At 72.9% G+C, this 18452-nt stretch carries 20 protein-coding genes; 6 read left to right on the top strand and 14 right to left on the bottom strand.

Annotated elements, in window-relative coordinates; translation table 11 throughout:
* Nucleotides 1-14: 14 nt before the first annotated feature.
* On the bottom strand, nt 15-1070 hold the full coding sequence (locus tag ACH4FX_RS36970) for a hypothetical protein (RefSeq protein ID WP_398485859.1): 1056 nt from the start codon (nt 1068-1070) through the stop codon (nt 15-17).
* Between the two features lie 111 nt (nt 1071-1181).
* Between ACH4FX_RS36970 and ACH4FX_RS36965 the strand changes: the two genes are divergently transcribed.
* On the top strand, nt 1182-1826 hold the full coding sequence (locus tag ACH4FX_RS36965) for a TetR/AcrR family transcriptional regulator (protein ID WP_398485858.1): 645 nt from the start codon (nt 1182-1184) through the stop codon (nt 1824-1826).
* Nucleotides 1827-1875: 49 nt separating this feature from the next.
* On the opposite strand, the gene ACH4FX_RS36960 is transcribed toward ACH4FX_RS36965, so the two are convergent.
* The 11 genes from ACH4FX_RS36960 to ACH4FX_RS36910 all read right to left on the bottom strand — a co-directional run bounded on the left by ACH4FX_RS36960 (nt 1876) and on the right by ACH4FX_RS36910 (nt 13141).
* Nucleotides 1876-2508: a hypothetical protein gene (locus tag ACH4FX_RS36960; protein ID WP_398485857.1), complete on the bottom strand. Its 633-nt coding sequence runs from the start codon at nt 2506-2508 to the stop codon at nt 1876-1878.
* Nucleotides 2509-2528: 20 nt separating this feature from the next.
* Entirely contained in the window at nt 2529-3650 is a 1122-nt protein-coding gene (locus ACH4FX_RS36955; RefSeq protein WP_398485856.1) for an ROK family glucokinase, read from the bottom strand.
* A gap of 289 nt (nt 3651-3939) precedes the next feature.
* Nucleotides 3940-4857, bottom strand: coding sequence for an ATP-binding cassette domain-containing protein (locus ACH4FX_RS36950; RefSeq protein WP_398485855.1), 918 nt, complete (start codon nt 4855-4857; stop codon nt 3940-3942).
* The gene (locus ACH4FX_RS36945; protein WP_398485854.1) at nt 4854-5909 is read right to left on the bottom strand and encodes an ABC transporter permease; all 1056 of its coding nucleotides are present in this window, start codon (nt 5907-5909) and stop codon (nt 4854-4856) included. Before ACH4FX_RS36945 ends, ACH4FX_RS36950 begins: the two co-directional genes overlap by 4 nt.
* Nucleotides 5906-6919 (bottom strand): sugar ABC transporter substrate-binding protein, encoded by a 1014-nt coding sequence (locus tag ACH4FX_RS36940; protein ID WP_398485853.1) that lies wholly within the window; start codon nt 6917-6919, stop codon nt 5906-5908. The genes ACH4FX_RS36945 and ACH4FX_RS36940 overlap by 4 nt, the downstream gene beginning before the upstream one ends.
* A 124-nt stretch (nt 6920-7043) precedes the next feature.
* Nucleotides 7044-8075, bottom strand: coding sequence for a sugar ABC transporter substrate-binding protein (locus tag ACH4FX_RS36935; RefSeq protein ID WP_398485901.1), 1032 nt, complete (start codon nt 8073-8075; stop codon nt 7044-7046).
* 131 nt (nt 8076-8206) lie between these two features.
* Nucleotides 8207-8926, bottom strand: coding sequence for a GntR family transcriptional regulator (locus tag ACH4FX_RS36930; protein ID WP_398485900.1), 720 nt, complete (start codon nt 8924-8926; stop codon nt 8207-8209).
* A 223-nt stretch (nt 8927-9149) separates the two neighbouring features.
* Nucleotides 9150-10001, bottom strand: coding sequence for a transporter substrate-binding domain-containing protein (locus tag ACH4FX_RS36925; RefSeq protein WP_398485852.1), 852 nt, complete (start codon nt 9999-10001; stop codon nt 9150-9152).
* Between the two features lie 226 nt (nt 10002-10227).
* Nucleotides 10228-11439, bottom strand: coding sequence for a cytochrome P450 (locus tag ACH4FX_RS36920; RefSeq protein ID WP_398485851.1), 1212 nt, complete (start codon nt 11437-11439; stop codon nt 10228-10230).
* A gap of 199 nt (nt 11440-11638) precedes the next feature.
* Entirely contained in the window at nt 11639-12307 is a 669-nt protein-coding gene (locus tag ACH4FX_RS36915) for a bifunctional 4-hydroxy-2-oxoglutarate aldolase/2-dehydro-3-deoxy-phosphogluconate aldolase (RefSeq protein ID WP_398485850.1), read from the bottom strand.
* Between the two features lie 390 nt (nt 12308-12697).
* Nucleotides 12698-13141 (bottom strand): ribonuclease, encoded by a 444-nt coding sequence (locus ACH4FX_RS36910; RefSeq protein WP_398485849.1) that lies wholly within the window; start codon nt 13139-13141, stop codon nt 12698-12700.
* A gap of 170 nt (nt 13142-13311) precedes the next feature.
* On the opposite strand from ACH4FX_RS36910, the gene ACH4FX_RS36905 reads away from it, so the two are divergent.
* The 5 genes from ACH4FX_RS36905 to ACH4FX_RS36885 all read left to right on the top strand — a co-directional run bounded on the left by ACH4FX_RS36905 (nt 13312) and on the right by ACH4FX_RS36885 (nt 17669).
* Nucleotides 13312-13941, top strand: coding sequence for a helix-turn-helix domain-containing protein (locus ACH4FX_RS36905; RefSeq protein WP_398485848.1), 630 nt, complete (start codon nt 13312-13314; stop codon nt 13939-13941).
* A gap of 20 nt (nt 13942-13961) precedes the next feature.
* Nucleotides 13962-14138: a DUF6126 family protein gene (locus tag ACH4FX_RS36900; RefSeq protein ID WP_398485847.1), complete on the top strand. Its 177-nt coding sequence runs from the start codon at nt 13962-13964 to the stop codon at nt 14136-14138.
* Nucleotides 14139-14301: 163 nt separating this feature from the next.
* A complete protein-coding gene (locus tag ACH4FX_RS36895) occupies nt 14302-16281 on the top strand; it encodes a beta-N-acetylglucosaminidase domain-containing protein (RefSeq protein WP_398485846.1) in 1980 nt (659 codons plus the stop codon).
* Between the two features lie 125 nt (nt 16282-16406).
* The gene (locus ACH4FX_RS36890) at nt 16407-17102 is read left to right on the top strand and encodes a transcriptional regulator (protein ID WP_398485845.1); all 696 of its coding nucleotides are present in this window, start codon (nt 16407-16409) and stop codon (nt 17100-17102) included.
* Nucleotides 17103-17225: 123 nt separating this feature from the next.
* Nucleotides 17226-17669: a DUF732 domain-containing protein gene (locus ACH4FX_RS36885; protein ID WP_398485844.1), complete on the top strand. Its 444-nt coding sequence runs from the start codon at nt 17226-17228 to the stop codon at nt 17667-17669.
* A gap of 53 nt (nt 17670-17722) precedes the next feature.
* Here the strand turns inward: ACH4FX_RS36885 and ACH4FX_RS36880 are convergent, their stop codons facing one another.
* Both ACH4FX_RS36880 and ACH4FX_RS36875 read right to left on the bottom strand, forming a co-directional pair.
* Nucleotides 17723-18208, bottom strand: a complete 486-nt coding sequence (locus ACH4FX_RS36880) for an RraA family protein (RefSeq protein WP_398485843.1) — start codon at nt 18206-18208, stop codon at nt 17723-17725.
* A 7-nt stretch (nt 18209-18215) separates the two neighbouring features.
* Entirely contained in the window at nt 18216-18431 is a 216-nt protein-coding gene (locus ACH4FX_RS36875) for a hypothetical protein (RefSeq protein ID WP_398485842.1), read from the bottom strand.
* Nucleotides 18432-18452: the final 21 nt, after the last annotated feature.

Genomic DNA, 18452 nt, shown 5'->3' with positions numbered 1-18452 from the left:
GGGGACGGCGGCCGTCAGGTGTGTGCGCCGGCGGCCCGCGGCGGCCGGCCGCGATAGTGGCCGGCGACGGCGGCGAAGGCGGCCTTGGGCTCCCAGGGCAGGTCCGGGTAGGTGTCTCCGTGACGGCCTTCGAGGACCTTGACGATGCCGGGACCGGCGAGGTCGAGGTCGTCGCGGGGATCGCCGTCCGGGCGGTGGGGCAGGTTGTAGAGGGCTAGGAGGAACACGAAGGCACTGTCGACGCCCTCGCTGTCGAAGATCTCCAGCAGCTCGCTCAGGTACGCCGCCTGACCGGCTTCGTCGCGCTCGTACTCCCCCGTCAGCCGGAGCGGTGCGCCGGTGACCGCGTCGTACTCGACGATCTCCATGCTGCGGGGTGCGATGTCACCGGCGCCGCGCCACGCGGCCGTGCCGAAACCGGTGACGGCGACCGGCTTGGACCGGGCGACGAGGCTGCGCACGCCGTCCCGGAACCGGTCGGCCACCTCCGCGGACCGGATGAGTTCGTAGGTGGTGAAGTCGAACAGGTCCCAGTCGACGCCTTCGAACGGGATGGCCGCGTAGGTGACCTTGCCGTGGAAGCGCTCGCGGACCACCGCCACGGCCGCGCGGAGGAAGGCGTCGAGACGGGTGCGGAGGGCGGCGAACCGTTCGGGCCGGCGGTCCGGGTCGCCCAGCAGCCGGCCGAGCCGCTCCTGGGTGCTGTCCCCTTCGAGGAACCCCCGGTTCATGACGCTCAGCTCGACGCCCGTGACGAACACGACCTCGGCTCCCTGCGCCCGGACCCTCTCTGCCCGCTCCGCGCAGTCGGCGAACAGGGCGAGGATCTCGTCGGCCGTCAGTTCCAGCGGGTAGGGCGAGAACCAGATCTCCAGCCCGAGCGCGGCGGCGTGCCGGGCGGCGAGCTCCAGGCGCTCCGGGTCGCCGCCGGTGAGGTGGACGGCGTTGCAGTGCAGATCGTCGCGGATGACGGTCAGTTCCTTCTCGACCAGGCCGGAATCGAAGCGCTCCCGGGAGGTTCCGCCGCCGCGGACGAAGCCGGTGTCGTAACAGATGCCCTTGGCTCGCATGGCGCCTGACCCTTCTGTCGGGGGTTCGAGGGTACGAGCAAAAAATGCGTGCTCGCAATATTTCGTGTACGCAAGTTTGCGCGCACGCAGCCGAGCTGGGATGCTGCGCGGGTGACGACGAGGCGGACCGGGCTGCGCGAACAGAAGAAGCAGGCCACCCGAGTGGCGTTGCGCGAGGCGGCGCTACGGCTGGCGCTCCGGCATGGGCCCGACCGGGTCCGCGTCGATGACATCGCGGAGGCCGCCGGGGTCTCGCCGCGGACCTACAACAACTACTTCTCCAGCCGCGAACAGGCGATCGTCGCCGCCGTCACCGCGGAACGCGAAGCGCGGGTCGCCGCGGCGGTGGCGGCCGGGCCCGCCCACGACCGCCTCGCCGACGCCCTGACGGAAGCGGTCCTGGAGCAGTACACCGCACCGCGGGCGCACGACGAGCTGCGACTGATCACCGCCAGTCCCGGGCTGCGGGACGCGTTCCTCGACACCACCGCGGCGATCGAGGATCCGCTCGCCACCGCGATCGGCGAGCGCCTCGGCGACACCGGCACGCCCACTGCCCGCGTGCTCGCGGCGAGTGTGGCCGCCGCGGTGCGGGTCGCGCTCCAGCAGTGGCTCCGGTCTCCGGACGCGCTCCCGGCAAGCGCGGGGCTCGTCGTGCCGTCGGGATCGCTGCCTGACCTGCTGCGCTCCGCGCTCGCCGTACTCGCGCCCGCACTGGACGCCGCAGAGGAACAGGCACGGCGCTCGCAGCAGTGAGTGCAGGTCAGTGCCAGGGGCAGGGGGCCTCGGGCCCGCCGTACGGCCTTCAGCGCTTGAAGGCAACCGTCGAGACGACGTAGACGACCGGGTGCCCCGGCTCGTCGAAGTTCACGGTGATGCGCTGGCTCGGTCCCGGGTCCTCGTTCTTGATGGACGTACCGGCCCACTGGCCGCCGCTGGCCAGGTCCCAGCCGACCTTCGCCGCCTGTGCCCCGGTGATGGTGATCTCGCCGTCCTTGAGGGCGGCGCGGCTGGTGCCGGCCCACTTCAGGTAGTGGTCCAGGCCCCATTCGTTGGTGCGGAATTGGACGTAGAGAGAGCTGCGGTGCCAGGCGTTGGCCTCGTAGTAGTAGACCGGCGTGGACCCGGCCGGGACCGGGACGTTGTAGATGCGCTGCTGCACCTTGGAGGGGTAGTCGTTGTAGAGGCCGGTGGCGGCGGCTTCCTCCTCCTTGCTCTGGCCGCTGTCCCGGCTCTGCTCGGCGGAGATGACGATGTAGCCCGCCGGGATGGCGATCAACAGGAAGATGACCAGCGCGGTGAGCCAGCGGCGGCGCCGGCTCGCCCGGGCCGGCGCGGGCGCCTCGGCCCGGGCCCCGGCCTCCGGCCCGGGCCGCTCCGACGCCTCGCGCACCGCCTGCCCCGGCTCCGGCCGCGCCGGCTCCTGTTCGTCGGTCATGGGTGGGGTGTCCAGCTCCGTCATCGCCGGCCCGATCGTTCATACCGCTCATAGCGTTCCACGCGCCGGCGGTTGGCGCGCCGGAAGCGGCGGGCCACCAGCCGGGCCAGGTCGGCGGCGCCGACCATGCCGGCCTCGGGGCCCAGCTGGGCCTTGGCGATCCGGGCCTCGGGGCGGTAGCCGCGGCCGGTCAGGGTCCGCCGGAAGGCGTCCCGGGCCGGGCCGATCAGCAGGTCGTCGGCGGCGCTGACGCCGCCGCCGATCACGAAGCAGGAGGGGTCCAGCGCGGCGGCCAGGTTGGCGATGCCGACGCCCAGCCACTGGCCGATGTCCTGGAGCAGCTCGACGCACATGGCGTCGCCCTCGCGGGCCAGCTCGGTGATGAGCGGTCCGGTGATGTCGGAGACGCGCCCGCCGACCCGGTCGATGATGTTGTACGCGACCGGGGAGTCCGCGGCGGCCAGCTCGCGGGCCTCGCGGACCAGGGCGTTGCCGGAGCTGTACTGCTCCCAGCAGCCGCGGTTGCCGCACGGGCAGCGGTGCCCGGCCGGGACGACCTGCATATGGCCGAACTCGCCGGCCACGCCGTACTTGCCGCGCTTGACCGCGCCGTCCTCCAGGATCGCGCCGCCGATGCCGGTGCCGAGCGTGATCATGACGAGGTGGTCCTCGCCGCGGCCGGCGCCGAAGCGCCACTCGGCCCAGGCGGCGGTGTTGGCGTCGTTGTCGACCATGACGGGGACCGCCAGGCGGCCCGCGAGGCGGTCCCGCAGCGGCTCGTTGCGCCAGTTCAGGTGGGGGGCGAAGAGCACCCGGCTGCGCTCCGCGTCGACCCAGCCGGCCGCGCCGATGCCCACCGCGTGCACGTCGTGCCGGTCGGAGAGGTCCAGCACCAGTTCGGTGATGACGTCCTCGACGACCTTGGGGCTCTTGGACTTGTCGGGGGTCTCGGTGCGGACCTTCTCCAGGATCGTGCCGTCCGCGTCGACGACGCCGGCCATCACCTTCGTCCCGCCGATGTCGATGCCGACGGTCGGCACCCGGGGCGCGCTCAGGTGGGAGCGCCGCTCGCGGGTGCCCACCGTGCGCAGCACGGTCGCTCTGGCGGACCCCCGGTGCACCCGGTCCCGGTACGTGCTCATCGACCCACCTCTTCGCCGTTGCGGTGGCGGCGGCTGCGTGCTCGCAAGAGTCGTCTCGTCCCTGCGGGTGTCGGGAGGCCGGGGCCTCGGGCGTGCATGGTCCGGTGTCGTGCTCGTTCGGTGTCGTACGGGTCCGGGCGCCGGTTGGGGGCGGGCCCCGGGGCGCGCGGTGCCGTGCCGGCGGCGGTGACGTGCACGGTCCGGTGCGATTGTGCCCTACCCGCGGCAGGGCGCGCATGGCGGCGCGGGCCCGCCGGAACCGGCGCCACCGGCCGCGGGCGCGCCCCGGTCAATGCGTGGGGTGGCCGCCGAGGTGGCCGGGGGCGGGCGCGTGGGCCAGCTCGTGGCTGAGCTGTTCCAGCTCGCTGCCGCCCGCCATCTGGCGCGTCAGCTCCTCCAGGGCGATCTCGGACCGGGTGTGGCTGCCGGCCATCGCCCCGCGCTTGAGGAGGACGAAACGATTGCCCACGAGGTAGGCGTGGTGCGGGTTGTGGGTGATCAACACCACGCCGAGCCCGGCGTCCCGGGCCGCCGCCACGTACTTCAGCACGACGCCGGACTGCTTGACGCCCAGCGCCGCCGTCGGCTCGTCCAGGACCAGCACCTTCGCGCCGAAATACACGGCGCGGGCGATGGCCACGCACTGCCGCTCGCCGCCGGAGAGGGTGCCGATGGGCTGGTCCACGTCGCGCAGGTCGATGCCCATGCGCAGCAGTTCGGCACGGGTCGTCTCGCGCATCAGCTGCACGTCGAGCCGCTTGAAGGGGCCGGCGCCCTTCGTGGGCTCGGAGCCGAGGAAGAAGTTGCGCCAGACCGGCATCAGGGGCACCACGGCCAGGTCCTGGTAGACGGTGGCGATGCCGCGGTCCAGCGCCTCGCGCGGGGAGGACAGCCGGGCCGGTTCGCCCTCGATCGCGAAGCGGCCCTCGTCGTGCTGGTGCAGCCCCGCGATGATCTTGATGAGGGTGGACTTGCCCGCGCCGTTGTCGCCGAGCACACAGGTGATCTCCCCGGCGTGCACCTCCAGCGAGACGCCCTCCAGGGCCTTGATGTTGCCGTAGAACTTGCTGACGTCCGTCAGCTCGACCAGGGGCGGGGCGGCGTCGGCGGGCGGCGGGGCGTCCGCCGCCGTGACGGCCTCGGGCGTGTCCGCGCCCTCGGCGCCCGCCGGCTGCTCCGGCTTCTGCGGCTTCTCCGGGCTGCTCATTTCGTCGCCTCCGCCCGCTTGCGGACCCATGCGTTCAGGAGCGTGGCCAGCAGCAGCATCGCCCCGAGGAAGAACTTGTACCAGTCCGGGTTCCACTGCGCGTACACGATGCCCTTGCTGGCCATGCCGAAGATGAAGGCGCCGACGGCGGCGCCGATCGCCGAGCCGTAGCCGCCGGTCATCAGGCAGCCGCCGACCGCGGCGGCGATGATGTAGAGGAACTCGTTGCCGACGCCGTCGCCGGACTGGATCGCGTCGTACGAGAACAGCAGGTGCTGGCCGGAGATCCAGGCCGCCAGCGCCACGCCCATGTACAGGCCGATCTTGGTCTTGATGACCGGGACGCCGACCGCCCGCGCGGCGTCCGCGCCGCCGCCCACCGCGAAGATCCAGTTGCCGGCGCGGGTACGCAGCAAAATCCAGGTGGCGAGCGCGACCAGGCCGATCCACCACAGGATCGTGACCTGGATGTCCACACCGCCGATGCTCAGGTGGGACGCGAAGAGCACCCGGGCCGAGTCGAAGCCCTCCATGTCGGCGATGGTCTTCGTCGAGACGGTGCCGCTGATCAGCTTGGTGAAGCCCAGGTTCAGGCCGGTCAGCATGAAGAACGTACCGAGCGTGATGATGAAGCTGGGCAGCTTCGTCCGGGTCAGCAGGAAGCCGTTGAAGACCCCGATGGCCAGGGTGACCAGCAGGGACACCCCGACGCCCACCCAGACGTTGGCCGTCATCTGGTAGCTGAACATGGACGAGACCAGCGCCGAGCTGACGACCATGACACCGGCCGACAGGTCGAACTCGCCGCCGATCATCAGCAGCGCCACCGGCACCGCCATGATCCCGATCGTGGACGACGCGTACAGCACGGTCGAGAGGCTGGAGGCGCGCAGGAAGGTGTCGGCGGCGAAGGAGAAGAAGAGGAAGACCGCGGCGGCGCCGACCACCGCGCCCAGCTCGGGGCGGCTCATCAGGCGGCGCGCCAGCGACCGGTGCACCAGCCGCTCGTCCGGGCCGCCGTGCTGCTCCACCGGTGTGTCCGTGGTGCTCATCGGGTCCCCCGCTTCGTGTACTCCTGCAGGGCCGCGGCGTCCTTCTTGGTGATCACCTGGGGGCCGGTGAAGACCGGCTTGCCGCCGCCGAGGACGTCGGCGTTGTACTTGTAGAGCCACAGCAGGTCGACGGCCTGGTAGCCCTGGAGGTACGGCTGCTGGTCGACGGCGAAGCCGAGCGAGCCGTCCTCAAGGCCGTCGGCGACCTTCGCGTTCAGGTCGAAGGTGTCGATCTCGGCGTCGCTGCCGGCCTGTTCCTTGGCCTTGACGGCGGTCGGCGCGAACGGCGCGCCCAGCGTCACCACGGAGTCGATGTCCCGGTCGGACTGGAGCTTGGCCTCGATGGTGGACTGCACGTCGGGCATGTTGGTGCCCTCCACGTACAGCTTCTGCATGTCGCCCTTGAAGGTCTTCCGCGCGCCGTCGCAGCGCTGCTCGTGGCCGACGTTGCCCTGCTCGTGCAGGACGCACAGGGCCTTCTTGCGGCCCCGCTCGTTCAGCTCCTCGCCGACGGCCTCGCCGGCCATGGTCTCGTCCTGGCCGACGTGGGTCAGGGCGCCGAACGCCTTGGAGACCTCGGCGCCGGAATTCACCGTGATCACCGGGATGCCGGCCTTCTCGGCCTTGGCCACCACGTCCTTCATGGCGTCGGGCTTGGCCAGGGTGACGATCAGGCCGTCCACCTTCTGGTCGATGTAGGACTGCACCAGCTGGCTCTGCCGCTGGGCCTCCTTGTCGTGCCCGTAGACGAACTTGATGTTGTCCTTGCGGGCGGCCTGCTGGGCGCCGTTCTGCACGATGTCCCAGAAGGTGTCGCCATCGCCCGAGTGGGTGACCATCGCGAAGGTCCACCTCGGGGTGTTGACGGCCGCCTTGCCGCCGGCGGTCTGGGCGGCGCGCGCTTCCTCGGCGCGCTTGCCGCCGGTGCTGCTGCACCCCGCCAGGGACGCGGCCAGCACCGCTGCCAGCACCGCGGTCACCGCGCGTGCCCCTGTCCGAACCCTTGCCACGAGGTCGTGCCCTTCTCGTTGCTGTCGCTGCTGTCACTGTGCGCCTGGGGCGCTCTGCCGGGTTTGGGCCGAAAATCATCGGTCCCGGCCGCCCAAGTATCCGTTACGCCTGTTCCGTGTGGGGTCATCGGGTCCCGCGCCCGGTGTACTCCTCCAGCTTCGGCACGTCCTTGCCGGTGACGATGGCCGGGCCGGTCAGCACCGGTTTGCCGCCGCCGAGGACGTTGCCGTTGGCCTTGTGCAGCCACAGCAGGTCCACCGCCTCGTACCCCTGGAGGTAGGGCTGCTGATCGACGGCGAAGTCGACGGCCTTCTTCTTCAGCAGCCCGACCACGGAGGGATTCAGGTCGAAGGTGCCGATCCGGGCCTTGCTGCCGGCCTCGTCGCGGGCCTTGCCGGCCAGGGCGGCCATCGGCGCGCCGAGGGTGACGACGGAGTCGATGTCCCGGTCCGACTGGAGCTCGGCCTGGACGGAGGACTGGGAGGCGGGCGCGTTGGTGCCGTCCACGTTCAGGTTCTCCACACGGCCGGGGAAGGTCGCGCGGATCCCGGCGCAGCGGTCCTCCAGGGAGACGTTGCCCTGCTCGTGGACGACGCACAGCGCCTTCTTGAAGCCGCGCCGCTTCAGCTCCTCGCCGACGGCACGGCCCGCCACGGTCTCGTCCTGGCCGATGTGAGTCAGGGCCCCGTACGCGGCCGAGAAATGCCCGCCGGAGTTGATCGTGATCACCGGGACGCCCTGCGCGACGGCCTTGCGGACGACGGCCGCCAGTGCCCGCGGTTTGGCGAGCGTGACGATCAGCCCGTCGACCTTTTGGTCGAGGTAGGACTGCACCAGCTCGGCCTGCTTGCCGCCCTCCTTGTCGTTGGCGTACAGGAACTTCACGTTGTCCTTGGCGGCGGCCTGCTCCGCGCCGTTCTGGACGATGTCCCAGAAGGTGTCGCCCTCGCCGGAGTGGCTGACCATGCCGATCGTCATGCGGGGCGTGTCGACCGGCCGCCCGCCGGCGTGGTCCGCGTCCTCGGCGCCCTTGCCGCCGGAGCCGCTGCACCCGGCGAGGAGCAGGAGGGCGGCGACGGCCGCCGGGAGTCCGGCCCTGCGGGACCGGACGGTCCGGGTTCCGGTGGTGGTACGGGCCTTGCGCACGGTACGCATCATGGAACCGCCCTCTCTCCCGTGCCGCCCGATGGGCGGCTGGAGGAGTTCTAGCGGCGCGCGCCGAGCCCCGTCAATGGTTTGTCAGAACATTCTTACCCGCACAGTGGGCCCGGTGGCCGGCGGCGAGGTCAGGGCCGTACGAGCAGCTGGAATTCGAAGGCGTATCGCGAGGCCCGGTAGACGTGCGAGCCGAACTCGACCGCCCGGCCGGTGTCGTCGAAGGTCGTCCGCTGCATCGTCAGCAGCGGGGCACCCTCCGGCTCGCCGAGCCGTGCGCCCTCCTCTGCCGTGGCGGCGCGCGCGCCGACGGCCTGGCGGGCGCTGTGCAGAGTGATGCCGGCCGCCCGCATCAGGCGGTACAGACCGGTCTCCTCCAGCCGCTCGGTGGTGAGGTCGAGCAGCCCTGCGGGGAGGTGATTGCGCAGGTGGGCGACGGGTTCACCGTGTGTGAGCCGCAGCCGCTCGACGAGCGCCACCTCCGCGCCCTCCGCGATCCCGAGCGCGGCGGCGACCTCGGCGGTGGCCTCGGTGGTGGTGTTGAGGAGCACGCGGGTGGCGGGCTTCTGCCCGGCGGCCTCCAGGTCGTCGTAGAGGCTGCTCAGCTCCAGCGGGCGCTTGACCTGGCTGTGCACGACCTGCGTGCCGATGCCGCGGCGCCGCACCAGCAGCCCCTTGTCCACCAGCGACTGGATGGCCTGGCGGACGGTCGGCCGGGACAGCCCGAGGCGCCCGGCCAGCTCGATCTCGTTGCCGAGCAGGCTGCCCGGGGCCAGCTTGCCGGTCTCGATGGCCGTCTCCAGCTGCTGGGACAACTGGAAGTACAGCGGGACCGGACTGCTCCGGTCCACGCTGAACCGGACGGGGCTCTCGGCGCCCTTGGAGTCTGTATCGCGTTTCCCCACGGCTGGGAGCGTATCCGGCCGGGCAGATGACGGGAAGTCCGGAGGTCACATTGTCCGGACAAGCGCCGGCCCCTGCCTGCCGTGCCGGGTGACCGCGCCCGGCCCCGGGCCCGGCCCCGGCGGTCCGCCGGCCGTTCCCCGGCCGCGCGCCGGTGACGCGTTCACTTCTTCACTTGGCCATCCAGGCGTCCTCGTACTTCTTGTACGTGCCGTCGTGCTTCGCCAGGTGGACCCACTGGTCGACGTACTCCTTGAAGGGGAAGTCGGCGCGCGGTACGGCGTACGCCTTCTCGGAGAAGGTGAAGGGCCGGTCCGGGTGCACGGCGCACAGTTCGGGGTGGATCTTGGCCTGGTAGCGGGTCTCGCTCGCGTCCGTCATCATCACGTCCGCGCGGCCCGCGATGATCTCGTCGAAGACGGTGGTGTTGTCGGGGTGCACCCTGAGGGTCGCGTGTTTGACGACCGAGCGGGCGAACTGCTCGTTGGTGCCGCCGGGGTTGACGATGACGGTGGTGCCCGGGCGGTCGATCTGCTCCAGGGTGCGGTACCGGTCCCGGTCTCCGCAGCGGACGATGGGGGTCTTCCCGTCGGTCCGGGTGGGTTCGGCGAAGGCCGCCTTGCGGGCGCGCGGGAGGGTGACCGACACCCCGCCCATCGCGATGTCGCAGCGCCCCGCCGCCAGGTCGTCGACCAGCTTCGCCCAGGTCGTGGCCACGAACCTGGGGTTCGCTTCCAGGCTCGCGGCGAGATCGCGGGCCATGGAGACGTCCACGCCGCGGTACGCCCCCGACGCGGGGTCGCGGTGGGTGAAGGGGCGGTAGTCACCCGTGGTGCAGACACGGAGCACACCGCGGCGGGGGACGGTGTCGAGGAGCGTGGCCGGGCGGGTGGGATGGGCCGCGGCGGACGCCAGGCCCGCGCGGGCGGCCGGGACCGCGGGGGCGGCCGGGACGGTCGTCGGTGCGGCGGTGACGAGGGCGAGGGCGCAGGTCAGGGCGGAGAGGACGGCGGCGCGGCGCATGAGCGGCTCCTGTACGCGGCGGGGCGTGAGCGGCGGGCGGAACGAGCCGTCAGCGTGACAGAGGGCGGGGACGGGTGAGAAGGGCGTGATCGGCTGGTGGGACGGGAGAGAGGGCCGTGACCGGCTGGCGGGACGGCTCATGGGCCGTCGTTCCGTCCACATACCCTTACGCCGCGCCCTCCCCGTACGCCGCCGCTACCGCCCCCCCTCTACGAACGCCGGGCGCCTACCGCCACCGCACCGGAAGCTGCTGGGGGCCGCGGATCGTCAGCCCCGGGCGCCACGTCAGCGCCTCGGCGTCGGCGTCCAGGGCCAGGTCCGGACAGCGGTCCAGGAGGGTGCGGACCGCGATGCGGCCCTCGGTCCTGGCCAGCGGGGCGCCGAGACAGAAGTGGATGCCGTGGCCGAAGGCGACGTGGCCGCGGGTCTCGCGGGTGATGTCGAAGGTGTCGGGGGCCGCGAAGCGCTCCTGGTCACGGCCCGCCGCCGCCAGGCCGACCAGGACGACCTCGCCGGCCGGGACCACCGTGCCGCCGATCTCGACCGGCTCGGTGGTGAACCGCCAGGTGGCGTTCTCCACGGGGCCGTCGTAGCGCAGCATCTCCTCGACGGCGTTGTCCAGGAGGGCGGGGTCGGCGCGCAGCGCGGCCAGTTGCGCCGGGTGCCGGAGCAGCGCGCGGACCCCGTTGGCGATCAGGTTCACGGTGGTTTCGTGGCCGGCGACCAGCAGGAGGAAGGCCATGCCGAGCAGTTCCTGCTGGGAGAGCCGGTCGCCGTCCTCGTCGCTCGTGCGCACCAGGGCGCTCAGCAGGTCCTCGCCCGGCGACCGCCGCTTGGCCTCGATCAGGCCGTCCAGATAGGCGGCCATGTCGCGGGCGGCGGTCATCGTCGCTTCCTGGCCGGTCGGCGAGACCAGTTCGTTGGACCAGGCGCGGAAGGTCTCCCGCTCGATGTCGGGCACGCCGAGCAGTTCGCAGATGACGGTCATCGGGAGCGGGAAGGCGAGCGCCTCGACGAGGTCGGCGCGGCCGTCGGGGGCGGCCAGCATGGCGTCGAGGAGTTCGTCGGTGATCTGCTGGACGCGCGGGCGCAGCGCCTCGACGCGGCGGGTGGTGAACTCCCGGGCCACCAGCTTGCGCAGCCGGGTGTGCTGCGGCGGGTCGGCGTCGAGCATGTTCATCAGCTGCCACTCGGCCAGCGCCTCGGAGTCGTTGAGGGGGGCGGGGGCGCGGGTCCAGTCCTTGGCGAGCCGGTGGTCGGCCAGCGCGGCCCGCACTTCCTCGTATCCGACGACGAGCCAGACGTCCTGGGCCCAGGACTCGGACTCCGGGAGGCGGACCCGGTGGACCGGCCCCTGGGCGCGCAGCTTGGCGTAGTAGGGATGCGGGTCGGCGACGAAATCCGGGCCGTACGCGCCCAGATCGATGATGTCCGGCATGGTCCTGTCCGCCCCTCGTAGGTTTTTCGGTCACCGTACGTACACCGCGGGCGGGCGGCATCGGCCCCACGGAGGAGTCGGACGGGCGCACCTCCTCCATGGGGAGTGCTTCACCTGCGGTACCGCGGGGCGGGGCGGCCTCGGATGCGGTACCGCGCGGCGAGGGGGCTTCGGGTGCCGTACCGCGGGGCGGGCGGCCTCAGATGTCGTAGAGGCCCGCGGTGTCCGGTCCGGCCGGCGGCTGCGGCGCGGCGTCCGCGAGGCGGGCGAGCAGGTCGGTGGCCCGCTTGGCGACGGTCTCCCGGTCGCCTTCCGAGAGCGCCGCGCCCATCCCCACGGCCACCGCGCCGGCGGCTATCCACTCGGGCGCGCTGTCGACCGTCACACCGCCGGTGGGCAGCACGGGCGCCTGCGGCAGGGCGGCGCGGACGTCCCGCAGCCAGTCCGGGCGGTGGGCGGAGGCGGGGAAGAGCTTGAGCGCGTCGGCGCCCAGCTCCAGGGCGCGCACCATCTCGGTGGGCGTGGCCACGCCGGGGAAGACCGGGACGCCGTAGCGGTGGCCGGTGCGGATGACCTCGGCGTCCAGGCTCGGGGAGACCAGGAAGCGGGCCCCGGCGTCCACCGCCATCCGGGCCGAGACGGCGTCCAGGACCGTGCCGGCGCCGATGACGGCGTCGTCGCCCAGCTCGCGGCTGAGGGTGGTGACCGCCTCCAGCGCGAACGGCGTGGTCAGGGAGATCTCCAGGCTGGTGATCCCGGCGGACAGCAGCGTGTCGGCGGTGGCGCTGGCCTCGTCGTACGTCTCGCTGCGGACGACGGCGAACACACGCTGCGCCAGAGCGGCCCGGGTGATCTCCCAGCGGTACACGGCAGTTCGCCGCCTTCCTGTCTCAATCGACGTCTCAATCGACGGAAAACCCTTCGCCGCGCCCCCGCGGAACAGCCGGGCGCCCGGCGTCTCCTGGGCCGCACCGCGCCGCAGGTGACCACCTCCTGGTCCCTTTGCCACCGTTGCCCGCCCATTCGTCGTTTCCACCGAAACGCTACCGGGAGGCGCTGACAATGCTCCCGCGGGGGTGTGCCCCGGTGTCCGCCGTACGCCGGATCCACGGGCTCACCGGGCCCGCCGGGCGCACCGGGCCCGCGTACTCACCGGGCCCGCCGGGCCCACCGGCCACAGAGCCCACCGGCCCCGGACGCACGGCGGCGGAGGCCGGGAAACCGCCCCGTCCTCCGCCGCCCCGACCGGCCAACCGTTTCAGCAGCCCCGGTCGACCAGGTCGAACGACTTGTAGTGGTCGGCGGTGTAGTAGTCCTCGTCCTTCTTCTCACCGGTCACGATGCGCCGGGCCCCGCGGTCCGGGGAGCCCGGCGTCTTCACGGTGTACTCGTGGTAGTAGCCGCTCTGCTGCTTGGGGAGGACGCCCTCCCGGTTGCTGAAGACCGTCCCGTCCTTCGGGTACGGGAAGGGGCCGCCCTTGGCGATCAGGTCCAGGGTGTCGTGGGCCTGCGAGGGCAGCTTCGAGTAACAGATGTCGCCGACCGCCGCGAACTGCGCGGCGGGACGGACGGTGGCCGTGTGCGCCACGGGGGCGGCGGCCGTCGTGGTGGGTGTGGCGGCGACGGCGGGCCCGCCGACGAGCAGGGCCGACGCGAGGGCGCCGACGGCGCCGAACCGGGTGATACGTGGGGGGATCTTCATGGACACAGCATGACGCGCGTAGACAGGTACCTGTCAATGCCAAGGGGCGGATGTTTCCCGCGAGTTCACCGGAGAGCGCCCGGTCGGCCGGGCGGTACGTCCCGAAATGATCCACTTGCCTGTGGGGCAAAACTTTTGCCCGAGAGGCGAAAGCTGGCTATACCGGGGACATGAGCGACACCGCTGCCGGACCCGCCCCGGGCGAGCCGCCCGAGGAACTGCCCTCCGTCGCGCCCCGGCTGCGCGAACTGCGGCGCCGTACCGGCCTCACGCTGGAGACGGCCGCCCGGCGGGTGGGGCTGTCGCCCGCGCACCTGTCCCGGCTGGAGACCAACCAGCGCCAGCCGTCGCTCCCGATGCTGCTCGCGCTGGCACGCATGTACGGAACGACGGTATCCGATCTGCTGGGCGAGGCCGTACCGGAACGGGACCCGGTCATCCGGGCCGCCCGCGCCGAGCCGTCCGCGGCGGGCGGCTGGACGTACTGGACGGTGGGCGGCGCCGGGCGGGCCATGCAGGCGCTGCGGGTGCATGTGCCCCAGCGCGCGCAGGGCGACCTGGTACGGGTGCATCCGGGCGAGGAGTGGCTGTACGTCCTCAAGGGACGGCTGCGGCTCACGCTGGGCGAGACGGTCCACGTGCTCGACCCCGGCGACGCGGCCCACTTCGACTCGCTCACCCCGCACCGCATCGCCGCCGCCACCCGCGGCGGCACGGAGCTGCTGTTCGTCCACACGCTGCTGCAGAGCGGCGCGGCCGAGCTGTGCCTCGGCGACGCCACACCGCGCCGCGGCCTGTGACCGAGGAAGGAACCCCTGCCATGTCCGACGACCCCACTCCCCAGGCCGCCCCCGCCGCCGCACCGGCGCCCGCCCGCAAGTACGTGGAGAACAAGCCGCCGCGCGGCGTCTACGTGCGCGTCTTCATCTATGTCGTGGCCACCCACGCCCTGCTGGCCTTCATGAGCCTCATCTTCATCATCGCCAAGAACCGCTGACCGGCGCCGCACGGCGCCCGCACGGGCGCTTCCGGCCGGAACGTCCCTCCACCCGACGCGAAAATCCATTGTCCTCCGCCCGCACCGGGTGAAACCTGCTGTCGCTCGTCACGCACGCACCACGCCGGTTTCGCAACCTCGTCGTACCGAGGAGGACCGAAGGATGCACCGTACGCGCACGGCGGTCACCGCCGCCCTCGCCCTGGCCCTGGCCGTCGTCCCGCTCACCGGCCCGCCCGCCGGGGCCACCGGGGCCGCCGGCTCCGGCGACGGCCGGGCGGCACCGCCGGGCGCCGGGCCCGCCATCAGCCCGGCGCCGCAGTCCGTCCGCCCCCTCGACGGCCCGGTCACCATCACCCCCACCGTCACGGTCGTCGCCGGGCCCCGGGCCGACCGCCCGGCCCTGGAGGTCGTCGAGCGCTCCCTGCTGCGGGCGGGCGCCGACCGGGTCGTACGGGCCGCCCGCGCACCCGGCGGCCGGAACCTGACCGTCTACGTGGACGGCGCGGGCGCCGCGCGGACCCTGGCGGACCTCGGTGCGCGCGGCACCGCCGGACTGCCCGCCGAGGGGTACGCGCTGGCCGTCGGCGGCGGCCGGATCGCGCTGGCCGGCGCGGACGCGACCGGCACGTACTACGCCGCCCAGTCGCTGCGCCAGCTGCTCCCGCACCGCGAGCGCCCCGGCGCCCGGGTCCGCGGCACCACCGTCCGCGACTGGCCCGCCACCCCGCTGCGCGGCGTCATCGAGGGCTTCTACGGCACCCCCTGGTCCCACGCCGCGCGCCTGGACCAGCTCGACTTCTACGGCGCGCACAAGATGAACACCTACGTCTACTCGCCCAAGGACGACCCGTACCTGCGCGAGAAGTGGCGCTCGCCCTACCCGGCGGACCGGCTCGCCCAGCTCAAGGAGCTGGTGGACCGGGCGCGGGCCCGGCACGTGCGGTTCAGCTACGCGCTCTCGCCCGGCCTGTCCGTCTGCTACAGCTCGGACGCCGACCTGAAGGCGCTGACCGGCAAGTTCCAGACTCTGTGGGACATCGGCGTACGGACCTTCGCAGTGCCGCTGGACGACATCAGCTACACGGACTGGAACTGCGCGGCGGACAAGGAGCGGTTCGGTACGGGCGGTGGAGCCGCGGGGGCCGCGCAGGCGCACCTCCTCAACCGGGTCAACCGCGCATTCATCGCCGCCCACCGGGACGAAGGAGCGCAGCGGCTCCAGATGGTGCCGACCGAGTACTACGACGTGCGGCCGACGCCCTACAAGGCGGCGCTGAAGACGCGGCTGGACCCGGACGTGCTCGTGGAGTGGACCGGTGTCGGGGTCATCGCGACGGTCATGACCGTCGCCCAGGCCGACGCGGCCCGACGGGTCTTCGGACATCCGATCCTGACCTGGGACAACTACCCGGTCAACGACTATGTGTCCAACCGGCTGCTGCTCGGCCCGTTCAACGGGCGGGAGCGGGGGCTGCCCGCCCGGCTGGCCGGGATCACGGCCAACCCCATGATCCAGCCCGCCGCCTCGAAGATCGCCCTGTTCACGGTCGCCGACTACGCCTGGAACGACCGGGCCTACGACGCCCGTTCCTCCTGGGCCGCGGCGCTCAGGGAGCTGTCCGGCGGCGCCCCGCGCACCGAACGCGCCCTGCGCGCCTTCGCCGACGCCCACTACGGCTCCGCCCTCAACCCGCGGCAGGCCCCCGAACTCGCCGCCGCCATACGCCGCTTCTGGGAGGGCGGGAGGGCGGAACGCCTCGACGCGTCCCTGCGCGGGCTCCGGCACGCGCCGGGAGTACTGCGCGCTTCCCTCCCCGACCGCGGCTTCATCGACGACAGCGGGCCGTGGCTGGACGCAACCGCCGCGTGGGGCCGTGCCGCCCGTACGGCACTGCGCATGGTGCAGGCGTCCCGCGCGGGCGACGAGACGACGGCGCAGCGCCTGCGCGACCGGCTCCCGGCCCTGGTCGAGGCGGCGAAGTCGTACGTCTACGTCGACCTGAACGGCAGGCGCGTACCGGTCCTCGTCGCCAACGGCGTGGTGGACACCTTCGTCGCGGACGCCATCGCGGAGCACGACGGCGCGCGCGGGGCGACCGCGCGGCGGGACCGTACAGCAGGCGCCTCGGCCCTCCGCTGACCGATCCGGCCTTCCGCTGACCGGTCCGGCCTCCCCCGTGCGGGGCGCACGGCGTCCTAGACTCGCCGGTACGTACGCGCTCGGCAGGTCCACCCCCACCGGCCCGCACACGGGGAGGCACCATCATGACCCGGGAGAACGACGCGTCCGCCGCGGAGCAGCCGGGCACGCCCACCGCCGACGGCATCCTGGCGGACGCGGTGCGCGCGTCGGCGCCCGGGGCGGCCGGCAACCCGCTGGTGGCGCGGATCGCCGCGGGCGAGGCGCCGCGCGAGGTGTTCACCGTGCTCGCCCTCGAACAGCGGCTGATCATCGATTCCGACCGGCGCAGCTTCCACCACCTGGCGCGCCGCGCCGAGGCCGATCCGCCGGTGGCGGCGTATTTCGGGGCGCTGGCCGACGGCGAGTCGGCGGCGCTCGACGCGCTGCGGGGGCTCGCGGACGCCTGCGGGCCGGCCGCGGACGCCGTGCGGGACCATGAGCCGCGGGCGGGGTGCCAGGCGTACCCGTCGTATGTGGCCCGGCTGGCGCTGGGCGCGGAGCCCGCCGACGTGGTGATCGCGCTGCACGGCGGTTTCGCGGCGTGGGGCGGCTACTGCGCCACCGTCGCGCACGCCCTGCGGACCCGTTACGCCTTTCCCGATGCGGCGTGCGCCTTCTTCGACCTCTTCGCCGGGCCCGGCACGGAACTCGCCGGGCTCGCCCGTGCCGCGGTGGGCCACGGCCTCGCCACGTCACGGGTCACGCCGCGCCTCGCGCACCGTTACGGGCGGCTGCTCCAGGCGTACGAGGCGATGTTCTGGGCGGCGCTCGCGGAATGACCGGCCGGCCTCGGCACACTGCGGCACCGGGAAACAGGGAGCTTTGTTTTTTCCAATTCCCCTTAGCGTCAGGCGCTTTCCCTGTCAGAATGACCGCTCATGTCCACAGGTCAGGGGAGAATCGTGAACCACCGCACCGCCATCGCCTTGTCCGCCGCCCTCGTCGCCGCCGCGGGACTCACCGCGTGCGGTGGCGGCGCCAAGGGCGAGAGCCGGCCGTCCGCGGCGCCGACCGGGGCCGGTACCCCGTCGGCGGAGCAGGCGCCTTCCAAGGCGATCGCCGACGCGGAGGCGCGGCTGGGAATTCCCCCGAAGCCGGACGCCGCGACACAGGCCCGCTACATAGCCGCGCTCGACGCGATTTCCCGGGACATCGTGAACGGCAAGCCGGAACGCGCGGTGAGCCGCGGCAGAAGCACCTGCGGCACGATCCACTCCTTCCCGAAGGACCACGCCAAGCAGGTGGACCAGGCGCGGCAGCGTTTCTCCGGTGCGACGCAATTCAGCGCCGCCCAGGCGGAGAAGATTCTGCAGGCCGTGCACACCCATCTGTGTCCGAAGAATTGAGTGCGGCGGGCCTTTCCCGCCGCACACGTTCCGTGTGCCGGGGCACCGGGCCGTCATTCCTCGACGGCCCCGCCCACGGCCCGCAGATGGTCACGGAACGTCAGAGCGGGGTCCTGCCGGCGCGCGGCGAGATAGGCGGTGAACTCCACCTGCCGGCGCAGCGGGACCCCGGCCCGCATCCGGTCGGCCTGGCGGCGTTCGGTGTCGCGGATCGATTCCGCGAGCGCGAAGAGGTCTCCGGCGCCGTCGGCGGGCAGGAAGAGGACGCCGTCGTCGTCGCCCAGCACGAGGTCGGCGCGGCCGACCGTCCACTCCCCCACCGCGGCACTGTCCAGCGCTCCGTCCGGGCGGGCGTCCAGGCGCCGCGGGCCGGTCGGCGTCGCGCCCAGGCTGAAGACCGGCAGCCCGATCTCCCGTAGGTCGGCGGTGTCGCGGTGCAGGCCCCAGATGACGATGCCGCCCAGCCCGGCGGCCTGCGCCTCCAGGGCCACGAGGTCGCCGACGCAGCTCTCGTCGGTCCGGCCGCTGTTGTCGGCCACCAGCACGTCACCGGGGGGCGCCGGATTCCAGCGCTTCGAGGAAGACGTCGACGCTTCCGGCGTGCCGGGCGGGCAGCACCCGGCCGGCCAGCCGGTCGCCCGGGGTGAGGGCCCGCAGGGACGGCGGCGCGCAGCGCACCGGCGTCCGGGCGCGCAGACACGCGTCCGCCAGATGGGCCGTGGTCAGCGCCGCGAACCGCCGTCGCAGCTCCTCGTGTTCCATACCGCACTCCTCACCCGGGCG

It is taken from the genome of Streptomyces sp. NPDC018019 (genome assembly GCF_044327805.1).
Classification (GTDB): domain Bacteria; phylum Actinomycetota; class Actinomycetes; order Streptomycetales; family Streptomycetaceae; genus Streptomyces.
Note: the sequence above shows the minus strand (reverse complement) of the source record. Positions and strands in the feature narration are given on the sequence as shown.

What these genes read in the sequence shown, in the direction of transcription:
- ACH4FX_RS36890 (WP_398485845.1), top strand. Translation starts at nt 16,407, where the DNA reads ATGACCCGGGAGAACGACGCGTCCGCCGCGGAGCAGCCGGGCACGCCC.
- ACH4FX_RS36920 (WP_398485851.1), bottom strand. Translation starts at nt 11,439, where the DNA reads ATGCCGGACATCATCGATCTGGGCGCGTACGGCCCGGATTTCGTCGCC.
- ACH4FX_RS36970 (WP_398485859.1), bottom strand. Translation starts at nt 1,070, where the DNA reads ATGCGAGCCAAGGGCATCTGTTACGACACCGGCTTCGTCCGCGGCGGC.
- ACH4FX_RS36875 (WP_398485842.1), bottom strand. Translation starts at nt 18,431, where the DNA reads ATGGAACACGAGGAGCTGCGACGGCGGTTCGCGGCGCTGACCACGGCC.
- ACH4FX_RS36955 (WP_398485856.1), bottom strand. Translation starts at nt 3,650, where the DNA reads ATGAGCACGTACCGGGACCGGGTGCACCGGGGGTCCGCCAGAGCGACC.
- ACH4FX_RS36960 (WP_398485857.1), bottom strand. Translation starts at nt 2,508, where the DNA reads ATGACCGACGAACAGGAGCCGGCGCGGCCGGAGCCGGGGCAGGCGGTG.
- ACH4FX_RS36905 (WP_398485848.1), top strand. Translation starts at nt 13,312, where the DNA reads ATGAGCGACACCGCTGCCGGACCCGCCCCGGGCGAGCCGCCCGAGGAA.
- ACH4FX_RS36935 (WP_398485901.1), bottom strand. Translation starts at nt 8,075, where the DNA reads ATGCGTACCGTGCGCAAGGCCCGTACCACCACCGGAACCCGGACCGTC.
- ACH4FX_RS36910 (WP_398485849.1), bottom strand. Translation starts at nt 13,141, where the DNA reads ATGAAGATCCCCCCACGTATCACCCGGTTCGGCGCCGTCGGCGCCCTC.
- ACH4FX_RS36925 (WP_398485852.1), bottom strand. Translation starts at nt 10,001, where the DNA reads ATGCGCCGCGCCGCCGTCCTCTCCGCCCTGACCTGCGCCCTCGCCCTC.
- ACH4FX_RS36945 (WP_398485854.1), bottom strand. Translation starts at nt 5,909, where the DNA reads ATGAGCACCACGGACACACCGGTGGAGCAGCACGGCGGCCCGGACGAG.
- ACH4FX_RS36950 (WP_398485855.1), bottom strand. Translation starts at nt 4,857, where the DNA reads ATGAGCAGCCCGGAGAAGCCGCAGAAGCCGGAGCAGCCGGCGGGCGCC.
- ACH4FX_RS36895 (WP_398485846.1), top strand. Translation starts at nt 14,302, where the DNA reads ATGCACCGTACGCGCACGGCGGTCACCGCCGCCCTCGCCCTGGCCCTG.
- ACH4FX_RS36900 (WP_398485847.1), top strand. Translation starts at nt 13,962, where the DNA reads ATGTCCGACGACCCCACTCCCCAGGCCGCCCCCGCCGCCGCACCGGCG.